The sequence below is a fragment of the Streptococcus infantis genome, from assembly GCF_047464715.1.
Lineage (GTDB): Bacteria > Bacillota > Bacilli > Lactobacillales > Streptococcaceae > Streptococcus > Streptococcus infantis_S.
Genome location: NZ_JASHBJ010000005.1, coordinates 13,642 through 37,352 on the forward strand (window position 1 = coordinate 13,642; position 23,711 = coordinate 37,352).

Annotated in this window: 21 protein-coding genes; 4 read left to right on the forward strand and 17 right to left on the reverse strand. The window is 41.5% G+C overall.

The genetic code is table 11. From position 1 onward, the window contains the following. From QM419_RS07695 to nrdR, 15 genes are all read right to left on the reverse strand, one after another. Window positions 1–3,744 carry an SIALI-17 repeat-containing surface protein gene (locus tag QM419_RS07695; RefSeq protein WP_414278394.1) on the reverse strand — a complete coding sequence of 1,248 codons (3,744 nt, stop codon included), beginning with the start codon at window positions 3,742–3,744 and terminating at the stop codon, window positions 1–3. Window positions 3,745–4,094: 350 nt separating this feature from the next. After that, window positions 4,095–5,078: an acetylxylan esterase gene (locus QM419_RS07700; RefSeq protein WP_414278395.1), complete on the reverse strand. Its 984-nt coding sequence runs from the start codon at window positions 5,076–5,078 to the stop codon at window positions 4,095–4,097. A 310-nt stretch (window positions 5,079–5,388) separates the two neighbouring features. After that, window positions 5,389–7,404, reverse strand: a complete 2,016-nt coding sequence (gene recG / locus QM419_RS07705) for an ATP-dependent DNA helicase RecG (protein ID WP_414278396.1) — start codon at window positions 7,402–7,404, stop codon at window positions 5,389–5,391. Window positions 7,405–7,428: 24 nt separating this feature from the next. After that, on the reverse strand, window positions 7,429–8,532 hold the full coding sequence (alr, locus tag QM419_RS07710) for an alanine racemase (protein ID WP_414278397.1): 1,104 nt from the start codon (window positions 8,530–8,532) through the stop codon (window positions 7,429–7,431). Continuing rightward, complete coding sequence (gene acpS, locus QM419_RS07715) at window positions 8,522–8,884, reverse strand: holo-ACP synthase (protein WP_235084146.1); 363 nt, start codon at window positions 8,882–8,884, stop codon at window positions 8,522–8,524. Before acpS ends, alr begins: the two co-directional genes overlap by 11 nt. A 45-nt stretch (window positions 8,885–8,929) precedes the next feature. Next, window positions 8,930–9,961: a 3-deoxy-7-phosphoheptulonate synthase gene (locus QM419_RS07720; RefSeq protein WP_414278398.1), complete on the reverse strand. Its 1,032-nt coding sequence runs from the start codon at window positions 9,959–9,961 to the stop codon at window positions 8,930–8,932. 1 nt (window position 9,962) lies between these two features. Next, window positions 9,963–10,994 (reverse strand): 3-deoxy-7-phosphoheptulonate synthase, encoded by a 1,032-nt coding sequence (locus tag QM419_RS07725; RefSeq protein WP_414278399.1) that lies wholly within the window; start codon window positions 10,992–10,994, stop codon window positions 9,963–9,965. Window positions 10,995–11,074: 80 nt separating this feature from the next. After that, a complete protein-coding gene (gene secA, locus QM419_RS07730; RefSeq protein WP_414275106.1) occupies window positions 11,075–13,588 on the reverse strand; it encodes a preprotein translocase subunit SecA in 2,514 nt (837 codons plus the stop codon). 179 nt (window positions 13,589–13,767) lie between these two features. Then, window positions 13,768–14,361: a LemA family protein gene (locus QM419_RS07735; protein ID WP_414278400.1), complete on the reverse strand. Its 594-nt coding sequence runs from the start codon at window positions 14,359–14,361 to the stop codon at window positions 13,768–13,770. Between the two features lie 39 nt (window positions 14,362–14,400). Continuing rightward, the gene (locus tag QM419_RS07740; RefSeq protein ID WP_414278401.1) at window positions 14,401–15,240 is read right to left on the reverse strand and encodes a TPM domain-containing protein; all 840 of its coding nucleotides are present in this window, start codon (window positions 15,238–15,240) and stop codon (window positions 14,401–14,403) included. A 192-nt stretch (window positions 15,241–15,432) separates the two neighbouring features. Continuing rightward, window positions 15,433–16,743: a ribosome biogenesis GTPase Der gene (gene der, locus QM419_RS07745; protein WP_414278402.1), complete on the reverse strand. Its 1,311-nt coding sequence runs from the start codon at window positions 16,741–16,743 to the stop codon at window positions 15,433–15,435. A 13-nt stretch (window positions 16,744–16,756) separates the two neighbouring features. Beyond that, window positions 16,757–17,470, reverse strand: a complete 714-nt coding sequence (locus QM419_RS07750) for an NADPH-dependent oxidoreductase (RefSeq protein WP_414275110.1) — start codon at window positions 17,468–17,470, stop codon at window positions 16,757–16,759. Next, on the reverse strand, window positions 17,467–18,363 hold the full coding sequence (dnaI, locus tag QM419_RS07755) for a primosomal protein DnaI (RefSeq protein WP_414278403.1): 897 nt from the start codon (window positions 18,361–18,363) through the stop codon (window positions 17,467–17,469). Before dnaI ends, QM419_RS07750 begins: the two co-directional genes overlap by 4 nt. After that, window positions 18,364–19,533, reverse strand: a complete 1,170-nt coding sequence (locus tag QM419_RS07760) for a DNA helicase (RefSeq protein WP_414278404.1) — start codon at window positions 19,531–19,533, stop codon at window positions 18,364–18,366. Next, complete coding sequence (gene nrdR / locus QM419_RS07765) at window positions 19,534–20,007, reverse strand: transcriptional regulator NrdR (RefSeq protein ID WP_004250782.1); 474 nt, start codon at window positions 20,005–20,007, stop codon at window positions 19,534–19,536. It abuts the gene before it with no gap. Between the two features lie 142 nt (window positions 20,008–20,149). On the opposite strand from nrdR, the gene QM419_RS07770 reads away from it, so the two are divergent. The 3 genes from QM419_RS07770 to QM419_RS07780 are packed head-to-tail and all read left to right on the forward strand — an operon-like array spanning window position 20,150 to window position 21,961. After that, entirely contained in the window at window positions 20,150–20,515 is a 366-nt protein-coding gene (locus QM419_RS07770) for a GntR family transcriptional regulator (RefSeq protein ID WP_414278405.1), read from the forward strand. Window positions 20,516–20,518: 3 nt separating this feature from the next. Beyond that, a complete protein-coding gene (locus tag QM419_RS07775; RefSeq protein ID WP_414278406.1) occupies window positions 20,519–21,214 on the forward strand; it encodes an ABC transporter ATP-binding protein in 696 nt (231 codons plus the stop codon). Between the two features lie 15 nt (window positions 21,215–21,229). Then, window positions 21,230–21,961, forward strand: coding sequence for a hypothetical protein (locus QM419_RS07780; RefSeq protein WP_263394365.1), 732 nt, complete (start codon window positions 21,230–21,232; stop codon window positions 21,959–21,961). 82 nt (window positions 21,962–22,043) lie between these two features. Here the strand turns inward: QM419_RS07780 and QM419_RS07785 are convergent, their stop codons facing one another. Together QM419_RS07785 and QM419_RS07790 are read right to left on the reverse strand one after the other, a co-directional pair. Further along, entirely contained in the window at window positions 22,044–22,739 is a 696-nt protein-coding gene (locus tag QM419_RS07785) for an LrgB family protein (protein WP_414275113.1), read from the reverse strand. Beyond that, window positions 22,736–23,110: a CidA/LrgA family protein gene (locus QM419_RS07790; protein WP_004250774.1), complete on the reverse strand. Its 375-nt coding sequence runs from the start codon at window positions 23,108–23,110 to the stop codon at window positions 22,736–22,738. Before QM419_RS07790 ends, QM419_RS07785 begins: the two co-directional genes overlap by 4 nt. 181 nt (window positions 23,111–23,291) lie before the next feature. Here QM419_RS07790 and QM419_RS07795 point away from each other — a divergent pair, with 181 nt between their 5' ends. After that, on the forward strand, window positions 23,292–23,672 hold the full coding sequence (locus QM419_RS07795) for a MarR family winged helix-turn-helix transcriptional regulator (protein WP_414278407.1): 381 nt from the start codon (window positions 23,292–23,294) through the stop codon (window positions 23,670–23,672). Window positions 23,673–23,711: the final 39 nt, after the last annotated feature.

The following is a 23,711-nucleotide window of genomic DNA, read 5'->3' on the forward strand; positions in this document are numbered from 1 at the left end:
TTAATCTTCTTTTTTCTTAGCCATTCCAAACAAGCCGAGGAGCATTCCAACCATTCCTACAGATACTAGAGGAGTAGAAACCTCACTTCCTGTTGCAGGGAGGGTTGATTGCTGTGGTTGAGCTGCTGGAGCTTGATATGTCTTGTCTTGCTGTGCTACTAAAGTGACAAGCGGTTTTTCTTCACCCTTATATTCTGGAGCTTCATTGACTGCTGCTTCGACTGCATTTACTCCGCCTGTGAATTCTGGAAGTTCATGCTTAAGGGTTTGAACTGCATTTGCTCCACCTGCAAATTCTGGAAGCTCATTTTTGAGCGCTTCAACTGCGTTTACTCCGCCTGTGAATTCTGGAAGCTCATGAACTGCCGCTTCTACTGCATTGACACCACCTTCGAATTCTGGGATTTCCACCGTTGGCGCTGCTTCGTCACCTACTGTTGCACTAGGTTCAGTGTACTCAGGGAGCTCTGTTACAGCCGCTTCCTCACCATTCACGCCACCTTCGAATTCTGGGACTTCTACAGTTGGTGCTGTTTCCTCACCTGCTGTTCCAATAGCTTCTGTATACTCAGGTGCCTCTGTTACAGCTGCTTCTTCGCCATTTACGCCACCTGTGGATTCCGGAACTTCTACTGTTGGTGCTGGCTCGTCGCCCACTGTTCCAATAGCTTCTGTATACTCAGGTGCCTCTGTTACAGCTGCTTCTTCGCCATTTACGCCACCTTCGAATTCCGGAACTTCTACTGTTGGTGCTGGCTCGTCGCCCACTGTTCCAATAGCTTCTGTATACTCAGGTGCCTCTGTTACAGCTGCTTCTTCGCCATTTACGCCACCTTCGAATTCTGGAACTTCATGAACTGCCGGTTCCCCTTTTGAGGTCTCCACTGGATTATATTCTGGAACTTCATGTACTGCCACTTCGTCACCATTGACGCCTCCAGTGAACTCTGGAACTTCATGAATGGCAGGTTCTTTACCATTAATTCCACCAGGGATTCCTGCATCTTCAAGGCTAACTGGTAAATTATGCATACTTTCAATTGCACCACCAGCTAATTCTGTAACTTCTTGGCCAATATCTTCTTTTTTGACAACAAATAGTAGAGTTTTTGTATCGTACTGAGTTAAGAAGGTTGCTAGGTTTCCATTCGCTAATTTAAGAACAGGAGCTTGGTTTACCAAGACTTCTGAATCAAATTCTAGTGCAACAATATTGTTACCCATATCTACTGCACTTTTTACTTTTGCTTTAGTTGGTGCAACCATATCTTTGCTCAAGAAATCCCAGTTGAATTTCTTATAAGACAAAGTATATTCATTTTGATTGGCATCTGCATGTTCATAAAGTAAGCCAAATTCACCATTCCCAAGATCTTGCAATGAGTTATAGGCAAATTTACCACTTTGAATTGGATTATGTTTAAGCCAAGTTAATTCTCCGTTAGCTTCCACACGTGCCAAGTGTACCAAACCGTTGTAACGTCCTGGTCCACCTGCGTTACTGAGGACGATATATTCCTTACCATTTTGTACAGTATGAATAGCAGACATTTGAACGTATACGTCCTTAACATCCGCATAACGTTTTACATCTTTTTCCCAAGTTGCTCCACCGTCCTTACTTGTTGCAACCTGCAAATCTCCTGTTAATCCACGCATGAAGAGTTTGAGGTCTCCGTTGTTCAACTGAACAACAGTTGACTCAGTATTTTGAGCACCTGGATTATTCATTGTTGAAGAGTGAATTGTTTGGTTACCTACTGGACGGTTATCATTGACTGCTTCACCTGCTTGCCAAGTTTCACCATGGTCATCTGAGTAAATAACACGTGAAGACTGAGAACCACTCAAGTAAGATACGTTATTTGTAGTATAGACTGGGATAACGAGACGACCTTTGTGAGGTCCTGAGTGCAAGGCAATCCCTGTACCAGGTCCAGTACCTAAGAAGTGCATCCAGTCCTTGCGAATACCGTATGTAATATCTTTAGGTGCAGACCATGTTTTCCCATCATCATCACTATAAGACATCCAGAGATAGTTGGTATTTGAAACTCTAAAGATATTCTTGTCACTGTATTCGAAATAGACATTGCCAATTAGTTCTTCACCCTTGTATAAATCACCCTTATCGCTATAAGCTGGTTGTTTAGGATCAACTACAACACGGTATTCTGTTTTTCTATTTTCAGGGTCAAAAACTTCACCATTTTCACGGATAGTATAACGTCCCGCATCACCTTGTTTGTACAAGACTTGATAAACCTTATCTCCAATTTGCTCATAGGCTTGTGGAGCTTTCCCTGGTAGAGAGAATACTGCCTTCCCTTCGAGGAACATATCATAAATTGAGAAAATTCTCTTGGTTTTCGGATCTTGGACTAAAGCCATGTCAATATTAACCGGAGATGGCCATTCTGGATTTTTAGCTTTTTCATTGTCACGAGGATTAGAGATGGTAATTCTATCTCCCCATGTCTTCCCATTGTCATCACTACGACGAACAACCATACCAATATCACCCCAGTCAGAGTGATGCAAGCGTCTTTCATCCGTTCCGGCAATCAAGGTACCTTTATCTGTCTTTAGAAGTGCAGGTATACGGTAACTTGCAATACCATCTTTATTTGGCTTGCGGTTCACACCACCTTCAAAAACGTCCAGTTTATCCGTAACTTTTGCTCCTTCAGGAAGTTTCTTCTCCAACTCTCCTCTTTCAAAAAGTTGGCTACGTTTTTTAACTTCTTCTGGAGAAAGGGCACGATCATAAACAGTTAGATTACGGACTTTAAGATTAGCGCCCCAGAAGTTTTTTCCTGTACGTTTTGTTGTACCAATTTGTACATGGTTGACATCTGGCATGTCTTGGATGAAGCGACCAGACTGAGGACTTGTGCGCGACAAGACACCATTTACATAGACGCGAACCTGACCATTTGGTTGGTCAGCATTTGGTCTTTCAACTGTAAAGGTTACAGAGTTCCACTCACCTGGCTTAATTTTCAAAGGAGCAGTTTTATAATCACCATAGAATTGGTTTCCATTTGCATCACGACCTTCAACGATAGCTGTGTTATCAAGGATGGCCATGGTGAAGTACTCATTTACTTTGGTATCACTAGAAACTGAGAAGAGGTTGTAAAAACGTGGAGCAGATGCATCTGGCTTAAACTCCATATGAACGGTAGCATTCTGAAGTTTTTTCAGTTTATCAAGTTCATCATTCAAATCAACTCGTTGACCATTTGTTGAGTTGGTCTCTACATCTTCTTTTTCAACAACAGCATTAGCATTTTCTAATTCTCTTGCGTAGAAGTCACGTGGGACGCTACCAACTTCCTCATTCTCAGTTTCAGCTGCTGGAGTCTCTGCTGGAGTTTCAGTTTCTGTTGGTTTTTCAGTTTCTGTCGGTTTTTCAGTTTCTGTCGGTTTTTCAGTTTCTGTCGGTTTTTCAGAACCTGGGTTTGCTTTCAGCTCTTCACGGTTTACTTCAGTTCCTTTATCCGTCGCTTTTGCCAACTTATCAGCAAGTTCCTTATCAAGGTTAGCTAGATTTCCTGATTCTACTTCTTTTGGCAATTCTGGCAAAGCTTGTCCAGCTGTTTCACCACTGGTTGCTGGAGCTTCTTGAGCTAAAACTGGTGAAGCACCAAAAACAACTGCCCCAATGACTACTGATGTAGCTCCTACTGTAAATTTTCTAATCCCAAAACGTTGTTTCCGTTCAAAATCTCTCTGTGTCATATATTTCCTTCCATTTTCCACAAAAATAAAGCGCTTTCTTTTTTGCTTAAAAATTTTTGCCCCTAGGGCTTTGAGCAATAAAGAAACTGTATTGTTGATGGGTTTTTCCCATTCTTTTCATCTGAATTTCTGTTGCATTTTTCTACTTTATATCTTAAAGCAAGCAACAATTTTACTCCTTTCAAATTGATACTACACTTATTATATAATAAATATTCCAAGTTTTAGCCTTAGTAATCTATAATAGAATTTACTTTCAGATATATTTCTATGTTTCAAACTTTTTGAAACTACTTTCTTTACTCCTCAACAAAGAAAGCCCTGCTAAAACAGGGCTCTTTTTCATTTTTTTAATGACCTACATAGGTAAAGGGAATCTCACTACCACACAACCAGTTGTAAACCTGGTCATTGACATGGACATTCATAGCTTCGTGGGCATATTCTGGCATGAGACGATAGCTCTTTTCACAAGTCAAACGATTGTAAATGGAAAACTGGGTGATTGGATAGCAGACATCGTCATCAAGCCCTGTAATCATTCTCACCTCACCTTTAATGCGATGGGCAAGGTTTTTCACATCAATATAACCAAGCGTCTCCATGATTTGTTCTTCTGTTTCATGGAATGGATCATGAAACTTAAAATAACGGAAGAGTTCATCATAGGCTTCACTGGTATTCCCAATTTCTAATACTCGTCTAAAGTCTGACAAGAATGGATAAATAGCAACAGTTCGCTTGATACGTGGATTGAGCCCTGCAGCCACTAAAGCCAGCGCTCCACCTTGTGAAGCTCCGTAACTAGCCAACTGCCCTTCATCTACTTGAGGCAGACTAGCGACAATTTCAACCAATTGATAAATATCTAGATAGACATCTTTATAGAAGAGTTGCTCTTTTCCTTCTACTGCACCACGAATGATTTGGCCCTTAACTGTATTTCCGAGAGGCGAACGTAAGCCATCTTGTGAGTATCCAGATTGCCCACGAACATCCATCGATACAACACCATAACCAGCGACGGTAAAGGCTAGCATATCTGTCCAATCCCAGCAACGTCCCATATAGCCATGGAAGTGGAAAATGACAGGCACTTTCTGTTCTGATTTTGGTAAAACTACACGCGCATAAACGAGACCATCACGTGTACCTTTAAAGGTTAATTCATAGCACTTTACATTTGGAATATGAAAATCACGTTCCTCTAGTTGGTAGTCTGGCAAGATCGAAACCTTGCCAATCTCACCATCCCAAAAAGCATCAAAATCTTGAGGAACTTCATCTCGCCCTCTATAAGTTTTCATTTCTTCTACTAATGCTGGATTTCTCATAGAATTCTCCTTTGTTTTGTAACCGTTATCATAACTGTAGCACATATGGAGAAGCAATGCAAGAAAGAAAGGGAAACGGAAAGTGGATTTACTGTCCGATCCCTGCAAGAATCCCTCTGAAAGTAGTTTTAAAAAAATAAAAAAGAGCGATTTCGCTCTTTTCTTAGTATTTAGGAGAAGGTTGAATTTCTTTTTGAAATGTCTTTGGGTAATTTACTTTAATAATCATGAGAGAGTCCTCGTTTCTTTTTGATGACTCTAGTATAGATACTCATCCTAAAAGCAAACTTAACATTATCTTAGAAAAAGCTTAATCCAGATATTCTTTCTTTTCCAGATGCAAGGCAATCATGTGCCATTCTGGATCCTCTTGCCAGTTAGGAAGGGAGCTGATATAGCTAGCTACCTTTCTGGCTTCCTCAAGGATTGGGAAGTCTTCGATGATATCAGCTACATGAAACTCTGGTAGACCCGACTGTTTGGTCCCAAAGATTTCTCCAGAGCCTCGCATTTTCAAATCTTCCTCCGCAAGGACAAAACCGTTGGTCGTTTCTGTCATGATACGCATGCGGTCTTTCCCAGAGTCAGTTTTTGGGTTGGCCACTAGAACTGCATAGGACTGCTTGTCTCCACGACCGACACGTCCTCTAAGCTGGTGAAGTTGACTAAGCCCGAAACGATCAGCATCCATGATAATCATGACTGTCGCATTTGGAACATTGACCCCAACTTCGATAACCGTTGTAGAAACCAAGATATCTGTCTTTCTCTCTTTGAATTCCTGCATAATCTGGTCTTTCTCGTCGCTCTTCATCTTTCCGTGTAAGAGAGCAACTTTTGCTTTTCCTGCAAAATGAGTCGTCAACTCTTCTGAGAGTGCAATGGCATTTTTAAGATCCAGGGCTTCAGATTCTTCGATCAAGGGCGAAATAACATAGGCTTGAGAACCTTTTTGAATCTCACCTTCCAACCAAGTCAAAACCTGGGGTAATTGCTCATGCTTGATCCAACGTGTCACGATTGGCTTACGTCCAGCTGGCATCTGGTCAATAATGGAAACATCCATATCTCCAAAGGCTGTGATGGCTAAGGTTCGTGGAATCGGAGTTGCCGTCATCATGAGGACATCTGGATTTTCACCTTTTTCCCGTAAAATACGCCTTTGCCCTACACCAAAGCGGTGTTGCTCATCGATGATGATCAATCCAAGTCGATCGTAGTCCACCCCATCCTGTATAAGAGCATGGGTACCAATAATTACATCAACTTGACCCTTAGCAATGCTTTCCAAGACCGTGCGTTTTTCTGCAGCTTTTAATGAACCTGTTAGGAGAGCTAGTTTCAAATCAGGAAAGAGACTCTCTAGACTTTCAAAATGTTGCTCTGCAAGAATCTCTGTTGGAACCATGAGGGCGGCCTGGTAACCAGCCGTTACAGCAGCATACATGGCAAGACCTGCAACCACTGTCTTCCCGCTTCCTACATCCCCTTGTAAGAGTCGATTCATGTGGTGGTCCGACTTCATATCTGTTAGGATTTCTTGCAGGCTTTTTTCTTGGGCTTGGGTCAGAGCAAAGGGTAACTTTTCTTTTACTGCAGTTAATTTTTTCTGAGACCAGTTCAAGACCAGACCACTTCCATCAACCTTATTTTCAGACTTGAGGGTCTGTAATTGCATTTGGAAATAAAAGAGCTCCTCAAACTTGATTCGACGAAGTGCCTGTTTGTATTCTGCCAAATCCTTAGGAAAATGCATAGCACGAACAGCCTGACAGCGAGACATGAGTTTGTATTTATCTAGCAAGGACTGAGGGAGATTTTCCTCTATCAAGAGATCTAGCCCCTGATCAAAGGCGGTTTTAATAATCTTAACAAGACTTGCTTGACTAACTCCTTGTGCGAGACGATAGACAGGTTGAAGGTCGTCCTCGACTTGGGCTAAAACCTTCATGCCAGTGAGACTTGCCTTGGCGCGATCCCACTTGCCAAAGACTGCTAAAGTCGCTCCTAGCTCGATCTTATCTGCTAGGTAGGGTTGGTTAAAGAAGTTCACCGCAAACACAACCTCACCCTGCTTGAGGCTAAAACGTAGGCGATTACGCTTAAAACCATAATACTGAACACTGGCTGGTGTCACCACCTGACCAGACAGGACTGCCTTCTCACCGTCTTCTAGCTCTAGCACCTGCTTGGTCTTAAAATCTTCATAACGAAAAGGAAAGTAGAACAAGAGATCTTGCAGGTTTTCAATTCCTAGTTTGGCATATTTCTCTGCTGATTTTGGTCCCACGCCAGGCAAGACATGCAAGGGTTGATGTAAATTCATGCTCTTCTCCTTTCCTTCTGTTTCTTAATAATATTCTCTCGGAACTCGATCACTGAGGAGACAAACTACCTCATAATTAATAGTTCCTCGGTAGACTGCTACATCTGTTGCAGTAATTTCTTTGTCCCCGTTTGAGCCAATCAAAGTTACCTTGGTACCTAATGGATAAAGCTTAGGCAAACGAACCGTGATTTGATCCATGGATACGCGCCCTACGATAGGGCACAATTGTCCATCCACCAGAACTGAGAAATTCTGCATATCGCGTGTCCAACCATCCGCATAACCGATTGCCAAAGTAGCAATAACTTGCTCACTGTCTGCCTGATAGGTCGCTCCGTAGCCCATACAAGCCCCAGCTGGAACTGTTTTGACATGAACAATAGCAGTTTCTAAGGTCAAGGCCGGCTTCAGTTCATAAGGCAACTCTAAAACTTGTCCGCTTGGATTGAGACCATACATAGAATCTCCCATACGAACTGCATTAAAAATCGTTTCTGCATGCCATAGAGTAGTCGCAGAGTTACTCGCATGGACTAGTTCAGGGACTTCTTGCAAGCCAGCGAGTATTTCCTTGAAACATTCCAACTGTTGCTTAAAGTAGCTGTCTGACTCTTCATCTGCAGTTGCAAAATGGGTAAAGATCCCTTCAACATTAGCCCCATGTTCCTTGAGCAAAGTTTGAGCCTGTTCTGACTCGCTTGCACTTCTAAAACCAATTCTCCCCATACCTGAATCAATTTTAAGATGAACGGTTAAACCTGATAAGTCTGGCTCTGTAGCTATGAGTTTCTGGATCCATTCCAATCCTGCCACTGTTAAGGTAATGGCATACTCCTTAGCCAGTGAAAGAGATTCAACCTCAGATACTCCTAAAATAAGAATCTTCTTAGAAATTCCTGCCTGACGAAGTTCGAGGGCTTCATCGATATTAGAAACGCAAAAGCCGTTAACATCATCCTGGATAGCCGTCGCAACAGCTACTGCTCCGTGTCCGTAGGCATTGGCTTTTACAACCGCCCATTTAAGGGTATCTTTGGGAATGTGAGCTCCCATCTGTTGGATATTGTAGCGGATAGCACCCAGATCGATGAGGGCTTTGGTTGGTCTATGTGGACTAGTTTTCATGATTCTCCTCCAAAATAACACTAGCTGTCACAAACTGATCTGTATGGCTGATTGATAGCCAAACTTTTCCTGAAAACGGGGATTTGCTGAAGTAGGGAGCTCCTCTTTCATTGTTCAAGATTTCCAAGTCTTGAAAGCCCAACTTCCCAATTCCCGTTCCCATAGCCTTTGAGAAAGCCTCTTTAGCTGACCAACGACCAGCCAAATACTCGACCTGTCTGCGACCTTTGAGACTAGAAAAGCGCTCCATTTCCTTGTCTGTCAAGACACGTCGAGCAAAACCTTCTCTTTTTTCAACTGCATTTTGTATGGAAGCTAATTCTTCGATATCAATTCCGTGTCCAACTATCATTTTCATCAAAAGGAGTTGAGATACCCCCAACTCCATCCTTTTCACTTATTTTGTTAAGGTAGTATAGATTTCTTCTACCAGGGCTACTGTATTTTCCCATCCTAGGCAGGGGTCTGTAATCGAACAACCAAAAAGTTCTGGTTGATTTTGTCGACCATCTGCCAAGTAAGACTCAATCATGAAGCCTCGAACTGTCTTCTTGATTTTTTCATTCCAGTCACGATTGAGCAAAGATTGGCGAACAATTCGAACTTGCTCCATATATTGTTTCCCTGAATTATCATGGTTGGTATCAATCATGATAAAAGGATTTTCAAGACCCATAGACTCGTAACGTCCAATAGCATCTAAAAGAGTTTCATAGTAGAAGTTTGGCTCATTCTTCCCATATTCATTCATAGCTCCACGTAAGATTACGTGAGCCAAGGGATTTCCTGAAGTTTCAACTTCTTGGCCATGGAAGAGAAAGGTTTGTTTGTTTTGTGCTGCATAAATAGCATTAAACATAACAGACAGATTCCCAGAGGTTGGATTCTTCATTCCCACTGGTGCATCAATCCCTGAAGCAACAAAACGGTGCTCCTGGTCTTCGACTGAACGTGCACCTACTGCATGATAACTCACCAAGTCATCGACTAATACGAGATTGGCCGGATACAGCATTTCATCCGCTGTAGTCAATCCGGTTTCTGTAATCACTCGATAATGAAGTTGACGAACTGCCTGCAAACCATTAATCAAACTTGGCGCTTTAGAAGTATCTGGCTGATGAACTAAACCCTTGTAACCATCTCCATTGGTACGTGGCTTTGCAGTATATACACGCATAACCATGAAAATCTTATCCGCCACTTTTTTCTGCAAGTCTGCTAAACGACGGGCATACTCAAGCACTGCTTCCTCATTATCAGACGAACAAGGTCCAATGACCAAAAGGATACGATCATCCTTACCTGAAAGGATATCTGCTAATTCTTGATCACGATTTTCCTTATGTTGCAAGACTTCTGCAGATAGCTGTGTTTCCGCCTTAATCGCTTCAATATCGATTTCTTGACCCTTCTCGATAAATGCCATATTAGTCTCCTAGTCTTTGGTAGATTTCGCGAACTAGAGCTTCAGTATTTTCCCATCCTAGACATGGGTCGGTGATAGATTTTCCAAAGACCTCTGGTTCATTTTGACGACCGTCTTCTAGATAAGACTCAATCATGAAACCACGGACATATTTTTTAATCTTTTCATTCCAGTCGCGGTTAATCAGAGTCTGACGAACGATACGAATCTGCTCCATATACTGTTTACCTGAGTTATCATGGTTGGTATCAATGATGATAAATGGATTTTCAAGTCCCATCTTTTCATACTGGGCAATAGTATCCATCAAATTATCGTAGTAGTAGTTAGGAATGTTTTTCCCGTACTCGTTGAGAGCTCCACGGAGAATAGCATGCGATAAAGGATTTCCAGTAGTTTCGACTTCTTTCCCTAGGAAAAGGAAACTTTGCTTATTTTGAGCTGCATAAATACCGTTGAACATGACATTGAGATTTCCAGAGGTTGGATTTTTAAAACCTGTTGCAAAATCTGCTCCACTAGCTACAAAACGGTGTTGTTGGTCTTCAACTGAACGGGCTCCAACTGCCATGTAAGAAATTAAATCATCTACCAAAGGAAGGTTCTCTGGGTACAACATCTCATCAGCTGTTGTCATTCCTGTTTCAGAAATAACACGGTAGTGCAAATGACGAACTGCCTTGATTCCATTGATGAGACTAGGTGCTTCTTTGGCATTTGGTTGGTGAATCAAGCCCTTATATCCATCACCATTAGTACGTGGTTTTGCAGTATAGACACGCATAACCATAAAGACACGGTCTTTGACTTCTTCCTGAAGTTTTGACAAACGCTTAGCATACTCAAGAACCGCCTCTTCATTATCAGACGAGCAAGGACCGATTACCAACAAAATACGTTGGTCTTCCCCACGAATAATTGCTTCAAGCTCTTGATCACGTTGGAGCTTGTTCGCAAGTACTTGTCCTTCTAGTTTAGACAAACTACGTACTTCATCAATATTAATTTTAGGGCTTTTTGCTGTAAATACCATTATCCATCTCCTTATAAAGCAAACGGACGCCAAGCGAAAATTCACTTTTCACTAGGCATCCGCCTGAAAATTAGTCATTCTTAACGTCGTTTACCGTGACAGTTTTTAAATTTCTTACCAGATCCACATGGGCATAAGTCATTACGTTTTACTTGACTGAGGTCCAAATCAGCTGGAAGATTTGTCTGTTGGGCAGCAATATTTCGAGTTGCTGTCGTACTAATATGATGTTCGGTTTGTGGTCGTTCTTGTTCATGAATTTGTGCTTTCATCATCAAGCGAGTCACATCAAACTCAATCGAACCAATCATATCATTAAACATACGGAAGCCTTCCGCTTGATATTCCACGACAGGGTTGTTTTGGGCATAACCACGAAGACCAACAGCATTTCTCAACTGATCAAGGGCATCGATATGGTCAGTCCACTTGTTATCTACAACACGTAGAATCAAGACTTTCTGGAATTCTTTCACTGCTTCTTCGTCACGAAGTTTAGCAACTTGGCTATCGTAGACTTTCAATGCACGTTGGTATAATTCATCCTTGATAGCTTGGTCTGACAAACCTTCTAGATCTGAAAGTGAAATCGAATTTTCTGGAAGCAAGTTGTACTTGGCAAAGTTCAAGATTGCTTCAAGCTTTTCATCTTGTTTAGAACGAGCATGGCCATCGACAATTCGTCCAATCGTACGGCGAATCATAGCGTGAATTTCAGGAGCCAAGTCACGTTCTGCAGTTATAACTTCATAACGTTGTGCGTAGATAATTTCACGTTGTTCACGCATAACGTCATCATATTGAAGGACTTGTTTACGAGTATCGTAGTTATTTCCTTCAACACGTTTTTGCGCTGCTTCGACCTGACGTGTCAACATACGAGATTCGATGGCTTCGTCAGACATGTTGAGACGTTCAAAGACACCTTTCAAACGTTCTGAACCAAAACGTTTCATCAAATCATCTTCGAGCGACAAGTAGAATTGTGACTCACCTGGGTCACCTTGACGACCTGAACGTCCACGAAGCTGATTATCGATACGACGGCTCTCATGACGCTCTGTACCGATAACACAAAGTCCACCAAGCTCACGAACACCTTCACCAAGCTTAATATCGGTACCACGACCGGCCATGTTTGTTGCGATAGTGATCGCACCACGTTGACCAGCATTCATGATGATTTGTGCTTCTCTGTAGTGGTTTTTAGCATTCAGCACTTCGTGAGGTACGCCTGCTTCAACCAATTTTTTAGAAAGAAAATCACTGGTTTCAACGGCAACAGTACCTACCAAGACTGGTTGACCTTTTTGGTAACGGGCCTTAACATCTTCTACTACAGCCTTGAATTTTGCATCGAGACTAGCGTAGAGAAGGTCTGAATGGTCGATACGTTGGATCGGACGGTTAGTAGGAATTGGAATAACACGAATGTTGTAGATTTCGCGGAATTCTTCTTCTTCTGTTTTACCAGTACCTGTCATACCTGCCAATTTCTTATACATACGGAAAAGATTTTGGTAGGTGATCGATGCTGATGTCTTAGTCTCGTCTTGGATTGGCACACCTTCTTTAGCTTCAATCGCTTGGTGCAAACCATCAGAGTAACGACGACCTTCCATGGTACGACCTGTAAATTGGTCGACAATCAAGATTTCTTGTTCTTCGCTGACCACATAATCAATATCAAGAATCATGATGTAGTTGGCACGAAGGGCGTTGTCGATAAAGTGAGTCAAAGCCACATTTTCGATATCATAAAGGTTTTCTAGTTTGAAGTAGCTTTCAGCCTTGTCAATACCTGAGTCAGACAAACCGATTGTCTTAGACTGAATGTCGATGATGTAGTCATCTTTATCCAAAGACTTCACAAAGTGGTCAGCCATGTGGTAGAGTTGACTCGTTTCAACTGCATTAGCTCCTGAAACGATCAATGGTGTACGAGCTTCGTCGATCAAGATAGAGTCAACCTCATCGACCAAGGCATAGTTAAGTGGGCGTTGAACCATGTTCTCCGCACGAACAACCATGTTATCACGAAGATAGTCGAAACCAATTTCTGAGTTTGTTGAATACGTAATGTCACAGAGATAAGCTTCTTTTTTCTCCATTGGAGATTTCGCAGCCAAGTTGATCCCTACTGACAAACCAAGCCATGAGTACAACTCACCCATCTCAGTCGCGTCACGTTCTGTAAGGTATTCGTTGACGGTAACTACGTGTACACCTTTACCTGAAAGAGCGTTTAGGTAAACAGGCATTGTCGCTGTCAAGGTTTTCCCTTCCCCTGTACGCATTTCTGGAACGTCACCGTGGTGAAGAACGATACCACCCATAACCTGAACCTTGTATGGGAAAAGTCCAAGAACACGCTTAGCTCCCTCACGTACAACCGCAAAGGCTTCGTACAAGAGTTGATCAAGCGTCTCACCATTTTGATAGCGTTGTTTAAATTCTTCTGTCTTAGCTTGTAACTGCTCGTCTGTCAAAGCAGCCATTTCATCTTCGTATTTGAGGACTTTATCAGCCATCTTTTCTAATCGGCGAAGTTCCCCTTTATCATTTTCGATGATTGTTTTTAATAAATTTGCCATTTTTTTCCTTACTTTAAATTCTGAATATTTTAGAATGTTCTTTTTATTGTAGCATATTTGCCCAGCTTTTTCAAGAAATAATCCGTGTTTATACAAGCTAAAAAAGGCTCATTTAGAGCCTTTTTTTGTAAATGTTCAAACAATTGCTAATCATCGATTTTCTTTTAGAAATTTCAAGCCTATTCTTTAGTTGTAGAAGTGCTAAAATCAACCTTTGGAGCTGTCTTGGCTTCTTCGCTTTCTTTAAAGGTTTCTGCCTCTTTAAAGTTCATCATGTTAGCGAAAAGAACTGTTGGGAAGCTTCTTAATTTTTGATTGTATTCTGTTGCCACTTTGTTGTAATCCTTGCGAGCTACAAAGATACGGTTTTCACTTCCAGCCAACTCCGTCATGAGTTGTTCAACGTTTTGATTGCTCTTCAATTCTGGATAGTTTTCTGTTAGCGAAATCAAACGTGAGATAGCCGAGCTCAACTCTCCTTGAGCTTCTTGGTTCTCTTTTGAAGTCACTGATCCGGTTCCAATTTTTGCTCGTGCTTCTGCGATTTGGGTAAAGACTTCTGTCTCATGGTTCATCTGTCCCTTTACAGACTCTACCAAATTTCCTATCAAGTCTGAACGACGTTGAAGGGCTGTCGCTACATCTGCCTGTGCTTGTTCGACCTTGGTTTGTTCTGAGACAAGACCGTTATAAGTGCCTACTACTGAGCATCCACCTAGCAAGAGAATAGCTAACAAAATGCTTAATACATAAATAATTCCTTTATTTTTCATTTCTTAAACCTACTTATTTCTTTAAATTTCATACGAACATTACCAATCATCGGATGAGCCACCGCCATCGAAGCCTCCGCCGTCCCAGCTACTAGAGGAGTCTGATCCTGAGTCGGACCAAGATGACCCTGAGTCGGAAGAGTCACTAAACCACCATCCTCCATCAGAGGAATCTCCTCCTCGGCCACCTCCGCCGCCTCTAATAATGGCTATAAATACGATAATGAAATAAATGATTATCCCGACTCCGAACACATTGTCCATAGGGTCACTGTTCTTACGATGACTAGACGAGCTACTATTGCGACTCGATTTTTTCCCACTGATGCTATCAGAATAACGTTTGATTTCAGAGGATTCATCAGATGGAAATGTTCCACTTCCTCTATAAAACTGATTGTCCAATCCTTTGGCAATCGCTAGAATTCCTTTACCATAGTCACCAGTTTTGAAATCTGTACGGCTGGCTGCCAAAATCTGCTTGGTTTGATAGTCCGTTATTCTAATGGCGGTGTTATTACTGGTTTCAATTCTTGATTTACGGTCTTGAACAGCTACTACAATGAGACTTCCAAAATTATCTCCTGAATAGCCAATCTTCCAAGCCCTGGCAGTTTCATTAGCCACCGTTTCAATGCTTTCTCCTTCCAGACTATCTACGATATAGACACCTATTTGAAGCTTTTCTGCCTTTTGACTATTGGCTTCATTCAAATCACGAATCTGAGTAACTACTTCCTCTGTCAAATAATGATTTGGGTCATAAATACCGTAGTCTGGTTTTTCAGGTACAGTGAATGCTGATAGGAAGAAAAATGCCATCAGCAATCCAAGTAAACGCACCAAGAATGGATTCTTTAACAAACTATCTTTTTTCATAATAACCTCCTTATGCAAGGAAAATTGTTTAGAGCATTATAGCATTTTGACTTTTACAAAGAAAGTACGTTTCCATTACAAAACCGTGACAAGGACCAGGAAAATGATGTTAATTTGATGACAAATTTAGTCTTACGTTCTTGGTAACCTCTACAAAAAAGAAGGCCTGAGAACCTTCTTCTTTTTATCATTTTATTTCCGTTTTCTTGCAATGAGATGAATCGGTGTTCCTTCAAAGACAAAGGCCTTGCGGATTTGATTTTCCAAGAAACGCAAGTAAGAGAAGTGCATAAGTTCTTCTTCATTCACAAAGATAACAAAGGTTGGTGGTTTGGTTGCCACTTGAGTCGCATAGAAAATCTTGAGGCGCTTTCCTTTGTCTGTCGGTGTTGGATTGATGGCAATAGCATCCATAATGACATCATTCAAGACTGCTGAAGGGATACGGGTATTTTGGCTCTCGCTGATTTGCTTGATAATCTCTGGGAGTTTGTGAAGACGTTGCTTGGTCAAAGCCGAAACAAAGATAATCGGTGCGTAAGGTAGATATTGGAACTGTTCACGAATATCCTCTTCCCAGTTTTTCATGGTGTGGTTATCTTTTTCAAGAGTATCCCACTTGTTAACTACAATGATCATCCCTTTACCAGCTTCGTGGGCAAATCCTGCGATACGCTTGTCGTACTCACGGATGCCTTCTTCAGCATTGAGGACCATCAAGACTACATCTGAACGGTCAATAGCACGCATGGCACGCATGACTGAGTATTTCTCTGTGTTTTCATAGACTTTACCAGACTTACGCATACCAGCCGTATCAATCATGGTAAACTCTTGGCCATCCGCATCTGTAAAATGTGTATCAATGGCATCACGAGTTGTACCAGCTACAGGACTGGCAATTACGCGATCTTCTCCCAAAATGGCATTGATCAAGCTAGATTTTCCGACATTCGGGCGACCAATCAAGCTGAATTTAATGACATCTGGATTTTCATCTTCGACTTCGTGTGGGAGATTTTCGACGATAGCGTCCAATACATCCCCTGTACCAATCCCATGCACAGATGAAATTGGCAGTGGTTCTCCCAATCCAAGAGCATAGAAATCATAGATATCATTTCGCATTTCGGGATTGTCAACCTTGTTGACAGCGAGGATAACAGGTTTATGAGTTTTATAGAGTTTACGGGCTACGTATTCGTCAGCATCTGTGATGCCTTCTTTTCCGGAAACTACAAAAACGATGACATCAGCTTCTTCCATGGCAATCTCTGCCTGGTGCTTGATTTGTTCCATAAATGGAGCATCAACATCATCAATCCCTCCAGTATCAATCATACTGAAAGAACGGTTAAGCCATTCACCAGTAGCATAGATACGGTCTCGTGTTACTCCTTCGACATCTTCTACGATTGAGATGCGTTCCCCTGCAATACGGTTAAACAGGGTTGATTTCCCAACATTGGGACGTCCTACGATGGCAACAGTTGGTAAGGCCATGTTTTCTCACTTTCTACAATAAGTTCTTTTGTTCAAGATTTTCTCTAGTTGAGCTTGGTTCAGGCTGACCGAATTGCTCTGCAAGACGTTGACTCCAAGTAGTAGTCGCACGAGCTCCTGCATATTCAGTCTGCACACGATCATAGGCTTCAATAGCCTCAGCTGTTTGTTCTTGGTATTCTTCCTCAAAAACAACATTTTCGAGTGGCAATCTTGGTTTTACATCATGATTTTGGTTTGGCACACCGAGTGCAATCCCAAAAACTGGGTAGGTATAGTCAGGAAGGTTGAACAATTCTGCCAATTCAACAGATTTGTAACGCACTAAACCGATGATTACTCCACCATAGCCCAGGCTTTCTGCTGCAAGCAAGGTGTTCTGCCCAGCCAAGGCTGCGTCCACAGAAGTAATCAGGAGACCTTCCACTCCTTGAGGTCGGAAAGTATCCGTATGGAGACGAGCTCCTTTTTCTGCACGGTTTAAATCTCCTACAAAGAGAAGGAAGGCAGCAGACTGACGAATCGCTTCCTGAGGAACCAGCTCAAAAAGAGCATCTTTCTTTTCTTGACTTCTGACTACAATCACAGAATAAGATTGGAAATTTTTCCAAGAAGAAGCCATTTGTCCTGCAGACAAAATGGTATTTAAATCTTCTTGAGGAATCGCTTCTTCTTTAAATCTGCGAACCGAAGTATGAGATTTCATTAAGGTGATTGTTTCACTCATCGGCGGTTTTCTCCTTCAAGTCGTGTTTCTTCTGCAAGATAACGGATACGCTCCATAACGCGTCTAGCTTCCCATGTTTCATCGTTTCCGTTCTTACCTTTAGCAAAATGTTTTTCCAAATCTTCAAAATTGAAATTTGAGGTAAAGAAGGTTGGCAAATCTTCCTGCATACGATATTGGAGAATGACTTGCAAGACTTCATCACGAACCCAAGGCGTTGATTGCTCGGCGCCAATATCATCCAAAATCAAGACTTCAGCTTGCTTGATTTCATCTACCAAATTCTTAACATTCCCATCACCGATAGCATTTTTGACATCAATGACAAAGCTAGGATAGTGAAGAAGGGTTGATGAAACACCACGTTTTTCTGATAAATCATGGGCTAGGGCAGCCACCATAAAGCTCTTCCCGACTCCAAAGTCTCCATAGAGATAGAGACCTTTACGGACTTCTGGATATTGCTCAACAAAAGTAAAGAGCTTTTCAAAAACTGGCATGCGTCCCAAGTCATCCAAATCAACTTGAGCTAGGCTAGCTTTTTTAAGACTAGCTGGAAGATTAATCAGTCTGAGACGGTTCTTGATAGCAGCTTCCTTCTCAGCCGCAATCAGTTCCGGAGTTTCTTCATAGGATACATCTGCGTAACCATGATTCATGACTAAAATTGGCTTATAACCTCGAGCAATATAGTCGGTATCTCCGCGAAGGAACTTATCACGTTCGGTGATATATTGATTAAACTTAGAGATACTACGATTCAATTCCTCTTGACTGAGAGATTCCTTCTGGATAAAAGCCGCAACATCAGGATCTTTTACAATCTGCTGGACCAAGTCCTGGTATTGAAAACGGCTGGGATGATCTTTAAGCACATCTCCTACACTTTCCATCTAGTCTCCTCCTTTTCCTAATCGGGCTAACATTTCTTTTTTCTTGCGTTCTAATTCCAAGCGAGTTTCTTCGCTGGTTTCATTTTTATATTCTGGATTACTCCATTTTGGGACATTACTTTTGGCTTGGCTTGTTTTCGCTGATTTTTGTTCTTGCCCCTTTTGATTCTTCTCTCTGATGCGAAGTACAGCTTCTTCAGCAGTTCTGATCTTGTTATAAGAGTAATCATTGGCCACTTTCATGGCATATTTTTCATTGAGGTTGGCAGAATCAACCTTATTGAAGGTCAAGAGTATAACAATGTTGATAACCTCATCAAGCAAGCCTAAGTCAGCCATCTGTTTTAACAAATCGCGTTCAGCTTGGATAATTCCTGCATTTCGTGTTTGTTTGATTCCCGCTAAAAACTGCAGGGCAGTTTTGCTTTTAGCTTCCCTGATAATAGTCGCTTCTTGGGGACTAAAGTCCGAAGAGACAGACTCTTGTGCTAATTTTTCACGCATACGCTTGACAGAAATAACTTGTGAAACTGCTGTCGCCTTAGCCAATTGATAGGTCTCAAACCAAGTCCATTTTTTCTCGTCAGATATTTTAAATAACTCTAAGACATCTGTCTGTTCATCTTGGAAACGGAGGCCGTCTCTCGTCATAAGTTGACGAAAATGCTCCAAATCAAAATCATTTTTAAAATCAGCTTTTACTGGTGTCTCATCATGACTAGCCAATTCTTCTATCTCTGGAAAAGCCTGACTCAAAGGAACAGTCAAAGCTTCCCCATCTGCAGACTCTTGGCGCAAATCAGAAACTGCTGGTTCACCGATTTCTTTCTCCAATAAGGTACGATAAACCGTATGACGCAAGAAATCCGAACTAGAAAGCGTTGGGTGAATAACAAGTTCATAGGCATCCCCATTTTGGTAAAGAGTGACCAAGTTGAAGGCTGATAAGATTTTTAAGGCTTTTAAAAGCCTGTCCATCCCAAAATTGAGATGATTGAGAATAGCAGCAAAAAGATGTTCCTTTTGCCCATTATCCCAAAAGGCTAGGGTGTAAAGGTAAAGACTCAGCGCATCCTGACCGATAATCGGGAGGTAGCACTGCACCAGAGATGTGGGATCTTGCGACACCCGATTATTCTTTAGAAAAGAAAAACGATCATTAGGCTTCATTTATTTTTCCTTTTTCTTCTTTGAAGATTGCGTAATTTGTTTGAGAAGATTTTCGAGCTCACTCACGTCTTTAAAGCTACGATAGACGCTGGCGAAACGAACGTAAGTGATTTCATCCAGTTCAGCCAATTCTTCCATGACCAGAGAACCAATATCTTCACTTTGAATCTCATTATCATTGCGACTGAGGAGTTTTTGTTCGATACGATTGACCACCATGCCAATCTCATCACTAGACACCGGACGTTTTTGAGCCGAACGAATAATCCCGTTAAAGATTTTATCTCTGGAGAACTGCTCCCGTGTGCCATCCTTTTTGACCACAACCAGCGTTCTTTCTTCTACACGTTCATAGGTCGTAAAACGATGTTGGCATTCTTCACACTCACGTCTTCTTCTAATCGTATTTCCTTCTTCAGCCTGACGGCTATCGATAACACTTGATTTAGTGGCGCCACATTTTGGACAACGCATGCCTTCCCCTCCTTGTCGTTTTCTTTTCATTATACCATTTTTTGAGCAATTCCCAAAATAATTCTCCTTTTGACTTGACAAGTTTATTGTTTAGTTGTATTATTTAAGTGACACAAAAAGAAATTGTAGAAAGGAGACCGTGATGTCCTGGACATTTGATAACAACAAACCCATTTATTTGCAGATAATGGATAAGATCAAACTGCAAATCATTTCCCATAAACTAGAACCCAACCAACAACTGCCAACTGTCAGAGAACTTGCTAGCGAGGCTGGCGTTAATCCTAATACCATCCAACGTGCCCTATCAGATTTAGAAAGAGAAGGCTTCGTATACACCAAGCGGACTGCAGGGCGTTTTGTCACCGAGGACTTGGACTTAATTCTCCAATCCCGGAAGCAACTATCAGAAGAACAGTTGCAGCAGTTTGTAACAGGCATGGTAGAATTTGGCTATGAAAAAGAAGAACTACCAACTGTTTTGAGAGATTATATTGAAGGAGTTTAGACTATGACCTTGTTAACGTTTGAAAATGTTTCAAAATTCTATGGAGCAAGCCCTGCTCTTCAAAATGTTTCCCTTGAAATCCCGGCAGGAAAGATTGTGGGTCTCCTTGGCCCAAACGGTTCTGGAAAAACAACCCTGATTAAATTAATCAACGGTTTACTCCAACCAGAGCAAGGGCGTATCCTCATCAATGGCATGGAACCAAGCCCAGCAACTAAAGCAATTGTTTCTTATCTACCTGATACGACCTATCTCAACGAACAGATGAAGGTCAAAGAAGCTCTTACCTTTTTCAAGACCTTCTATAAAGATTTCAATCTCGAACGTGCTCAAGGTCTTCTTCGTGACCTTGGTATCGATGAGAATAGCCGTTTCAAGAAACTCTCAAAAGGGAATAAAGAAAAAGTTCAGTTGATCCTTGTCATGAGTCGTGATGCTCGTTTGTATGTCCTTGACGAACCAATCGGTGGTGTCGATCCTGCAGCTCGTGACTACATCTTGAACACCATCATCAACAACTACTCTCCAACTTCGACTGTCTTGATTTCAACTCACTTGATTTCAGACATCGAACCAATCTTGGATGAGATTGTCTTCCTCAAGGATGGAAAAGTTGTCCGTCAAGGAAATGTGGATGATATTCGCTACGAATCAGGAGAGTCTATCGGCCAGCTCTTCCGTCACGAATTCAAAGCCTAGTTAAAGGAGATTCTTATGTTTTGGAATTTAGTTCGTTATGAATTTAAAAATGTCAATAAATGGTTTTTAGCCCTCTATGCTGCTGTACTATCCCTATCTGTCATCATAGGAATTCAGGGCAGCACCCTCACTAGTACCTATTATCAAGACAAGGGTGTTGTCATGTTAGTATTTCTATCTCTGGTTTTTGGGGGTCTGGTTATTACTTTGAGTATCTCAACCTTGATTTTGATTATTCAACGATTTAAGGGAAGCGTTTACGATCGTCGTGGCTATTTAACTCTCACCCTGCCAGTATCTGAACACCAGATCCTCTCCGCTAAACTTCTTGGAGCCTTTGTTTGGTCTTTGGCAAGTACAGTGGTTTTCCTTTTTAGTCTTTACATCATCATGTCCATGATTCAACCAGACGTCTTAATATCCAACGTTGCCGATTTTATTCTCAAAAATTATCAAGATGATTTCTGGTTAGCCTTGATTTCCTATATCGTTAACACTCTTGCAAGTATCCTTTGTATCTACTTTTCTATCTCTATCGGTCAACTCTTTAATGAATACCGTACAGCTCTTGCGGTTGTCGCCTACATCGCTATCCAAATAGTCCTTGGTTTTATCACCCTAAATCTTCGCATCGATTTCGACTACAATTGGGTATTATCCTTTGAAATTTTCAAGGACTTAATCCTTAGCGTCGGCTTCTATCTCGGCACCTACTATATCTTAAAGAATAAAGTTAACCTTCAATAATCAATAACCCCCTAGCAAAAAAATTTGCTGGGGGTGTTTTATTCTTAATTAAACAGATAAAAGGCCAAGAAATACTTGACCTTTAACTCAATATTAAACCAGCTACGATGGGACTGATAAAGACATACAGCAGACCTGTGACACCGATTGCCAAACCAGCCATGGCACCAGCGACTGATCCGTAACGGAAGGCTGTCCCAGTTCCAACCGCATGACCTGTTCCTCCCAGGGCCAGTCCAACAGCTACTGGGTCGTCTATTTTTAGCCATTTCAAAAGTGTTGGTCCAATAACGCTAGTCAGAATGCCAGTTGCTACGACCACTACCAAGGTGATTGTTGTGATCCCTTGAAGTTTATCCGTAATCCCAACTGCCATCGCAGTCGTTACTGACTTAGGAAAAAGCGAAATCGCCAAGAAGAAATCCATGCCGAAAAATTTGGCGACTAGTGCTGTAAAAGTGGTATTTACGATGACTGCTAAAAGACTACCTAGCAGAATACTTCTAACATGGTGCTTCATGAGGTGAAAACTTTTATAGAGAGGAATCCCAAGTGCTACTGTCGAAGGTACAATCAAGTTATTCAGATAAACCCCACCTTGATAATAGTCAACATAGGAAATACCCGTCAATTTCAGAAATGCTATGATAAATAAAGTCGCTAGCAGCAAGGGAGTCGTCAGAGGATGAGGATATCGTCTAAAGATAATCATGCCCCCGAGATAGGCCAGGATAGACAAGGCTATCCCAAAAAGTGGATTGGATACAAATTCGCTCATTTAGCACCTCTTTCTTCGTAATCACCTTCATAACGCTTTTTGATAAACTGAACGACCAACGCAATCAAGATAATATTGATAACTGCTGCAAAAAAGACAATCAAGACAATCGGCAATAAATAGGGAGCAATCACATCAAATTTCTCCATAATCCCAACTGCAGGAGGCAAAAATAGAATAGTCATATTAGCCAGGAGAAAATTCCCAACCATGTTGACATGACGTACCCGCAACCACTTGAACTGCAAGGCTAAAAATAAAATAATCAAACCAATAATGCTTCCAGGGATAGGCAAATGGAAAAAGCTAGAGATTCCCTCACCAATCAGTGAAATGACAAAGAGAATCATTAACTGAACATATAACTTCATCGTTTACTCCACAAATAGACTTTCTGCATACCAGTTTACTACTTTTTCAGAAAATTTCAAGGAAATACACAAGAAACATCCTTCTTGCTATCTCATCTAAAAAGTTGTATACTAATTGCGTGCGCAAGCATCTTAGATGCAAAAATCCATTTACATCTATTATAGAGGAAAGGAGATTAACATGACTTACTTGGAAAAATGGTTCGACTTCAACCGCCGACAAGTAGAGCTAGAAGCTATTTTAGAGCAAACGATCGCTGAGCAGAGTGAACAGAGTCTTACGCTCAAAGAATTCTATCTCTTGCACTTTTTAAATCAGGCTCAAGAAAAATCTTTGAGACAGATTGACTTGCCAGATAAACTTCATCTGAGCCCTAGTGCTGTATCACGGATGGTGGCACGCCTAGAAGAAAAAAACTGTGGTTTACTTAGTCGGAGATGCTGCGATCAGGACAAGCGAGCTAGTTTTATCTGCCTCACTAAGGAGGGCCAGACCACTCTTGCTTATCTACAAAAAGCAGTCGAAGAAAGTCTTGAAACAAAAGCAAGTTGGTTATCTTAAAGTTTTTCAAAAAACTTGCGTGCGCAATCAATTTTCTTG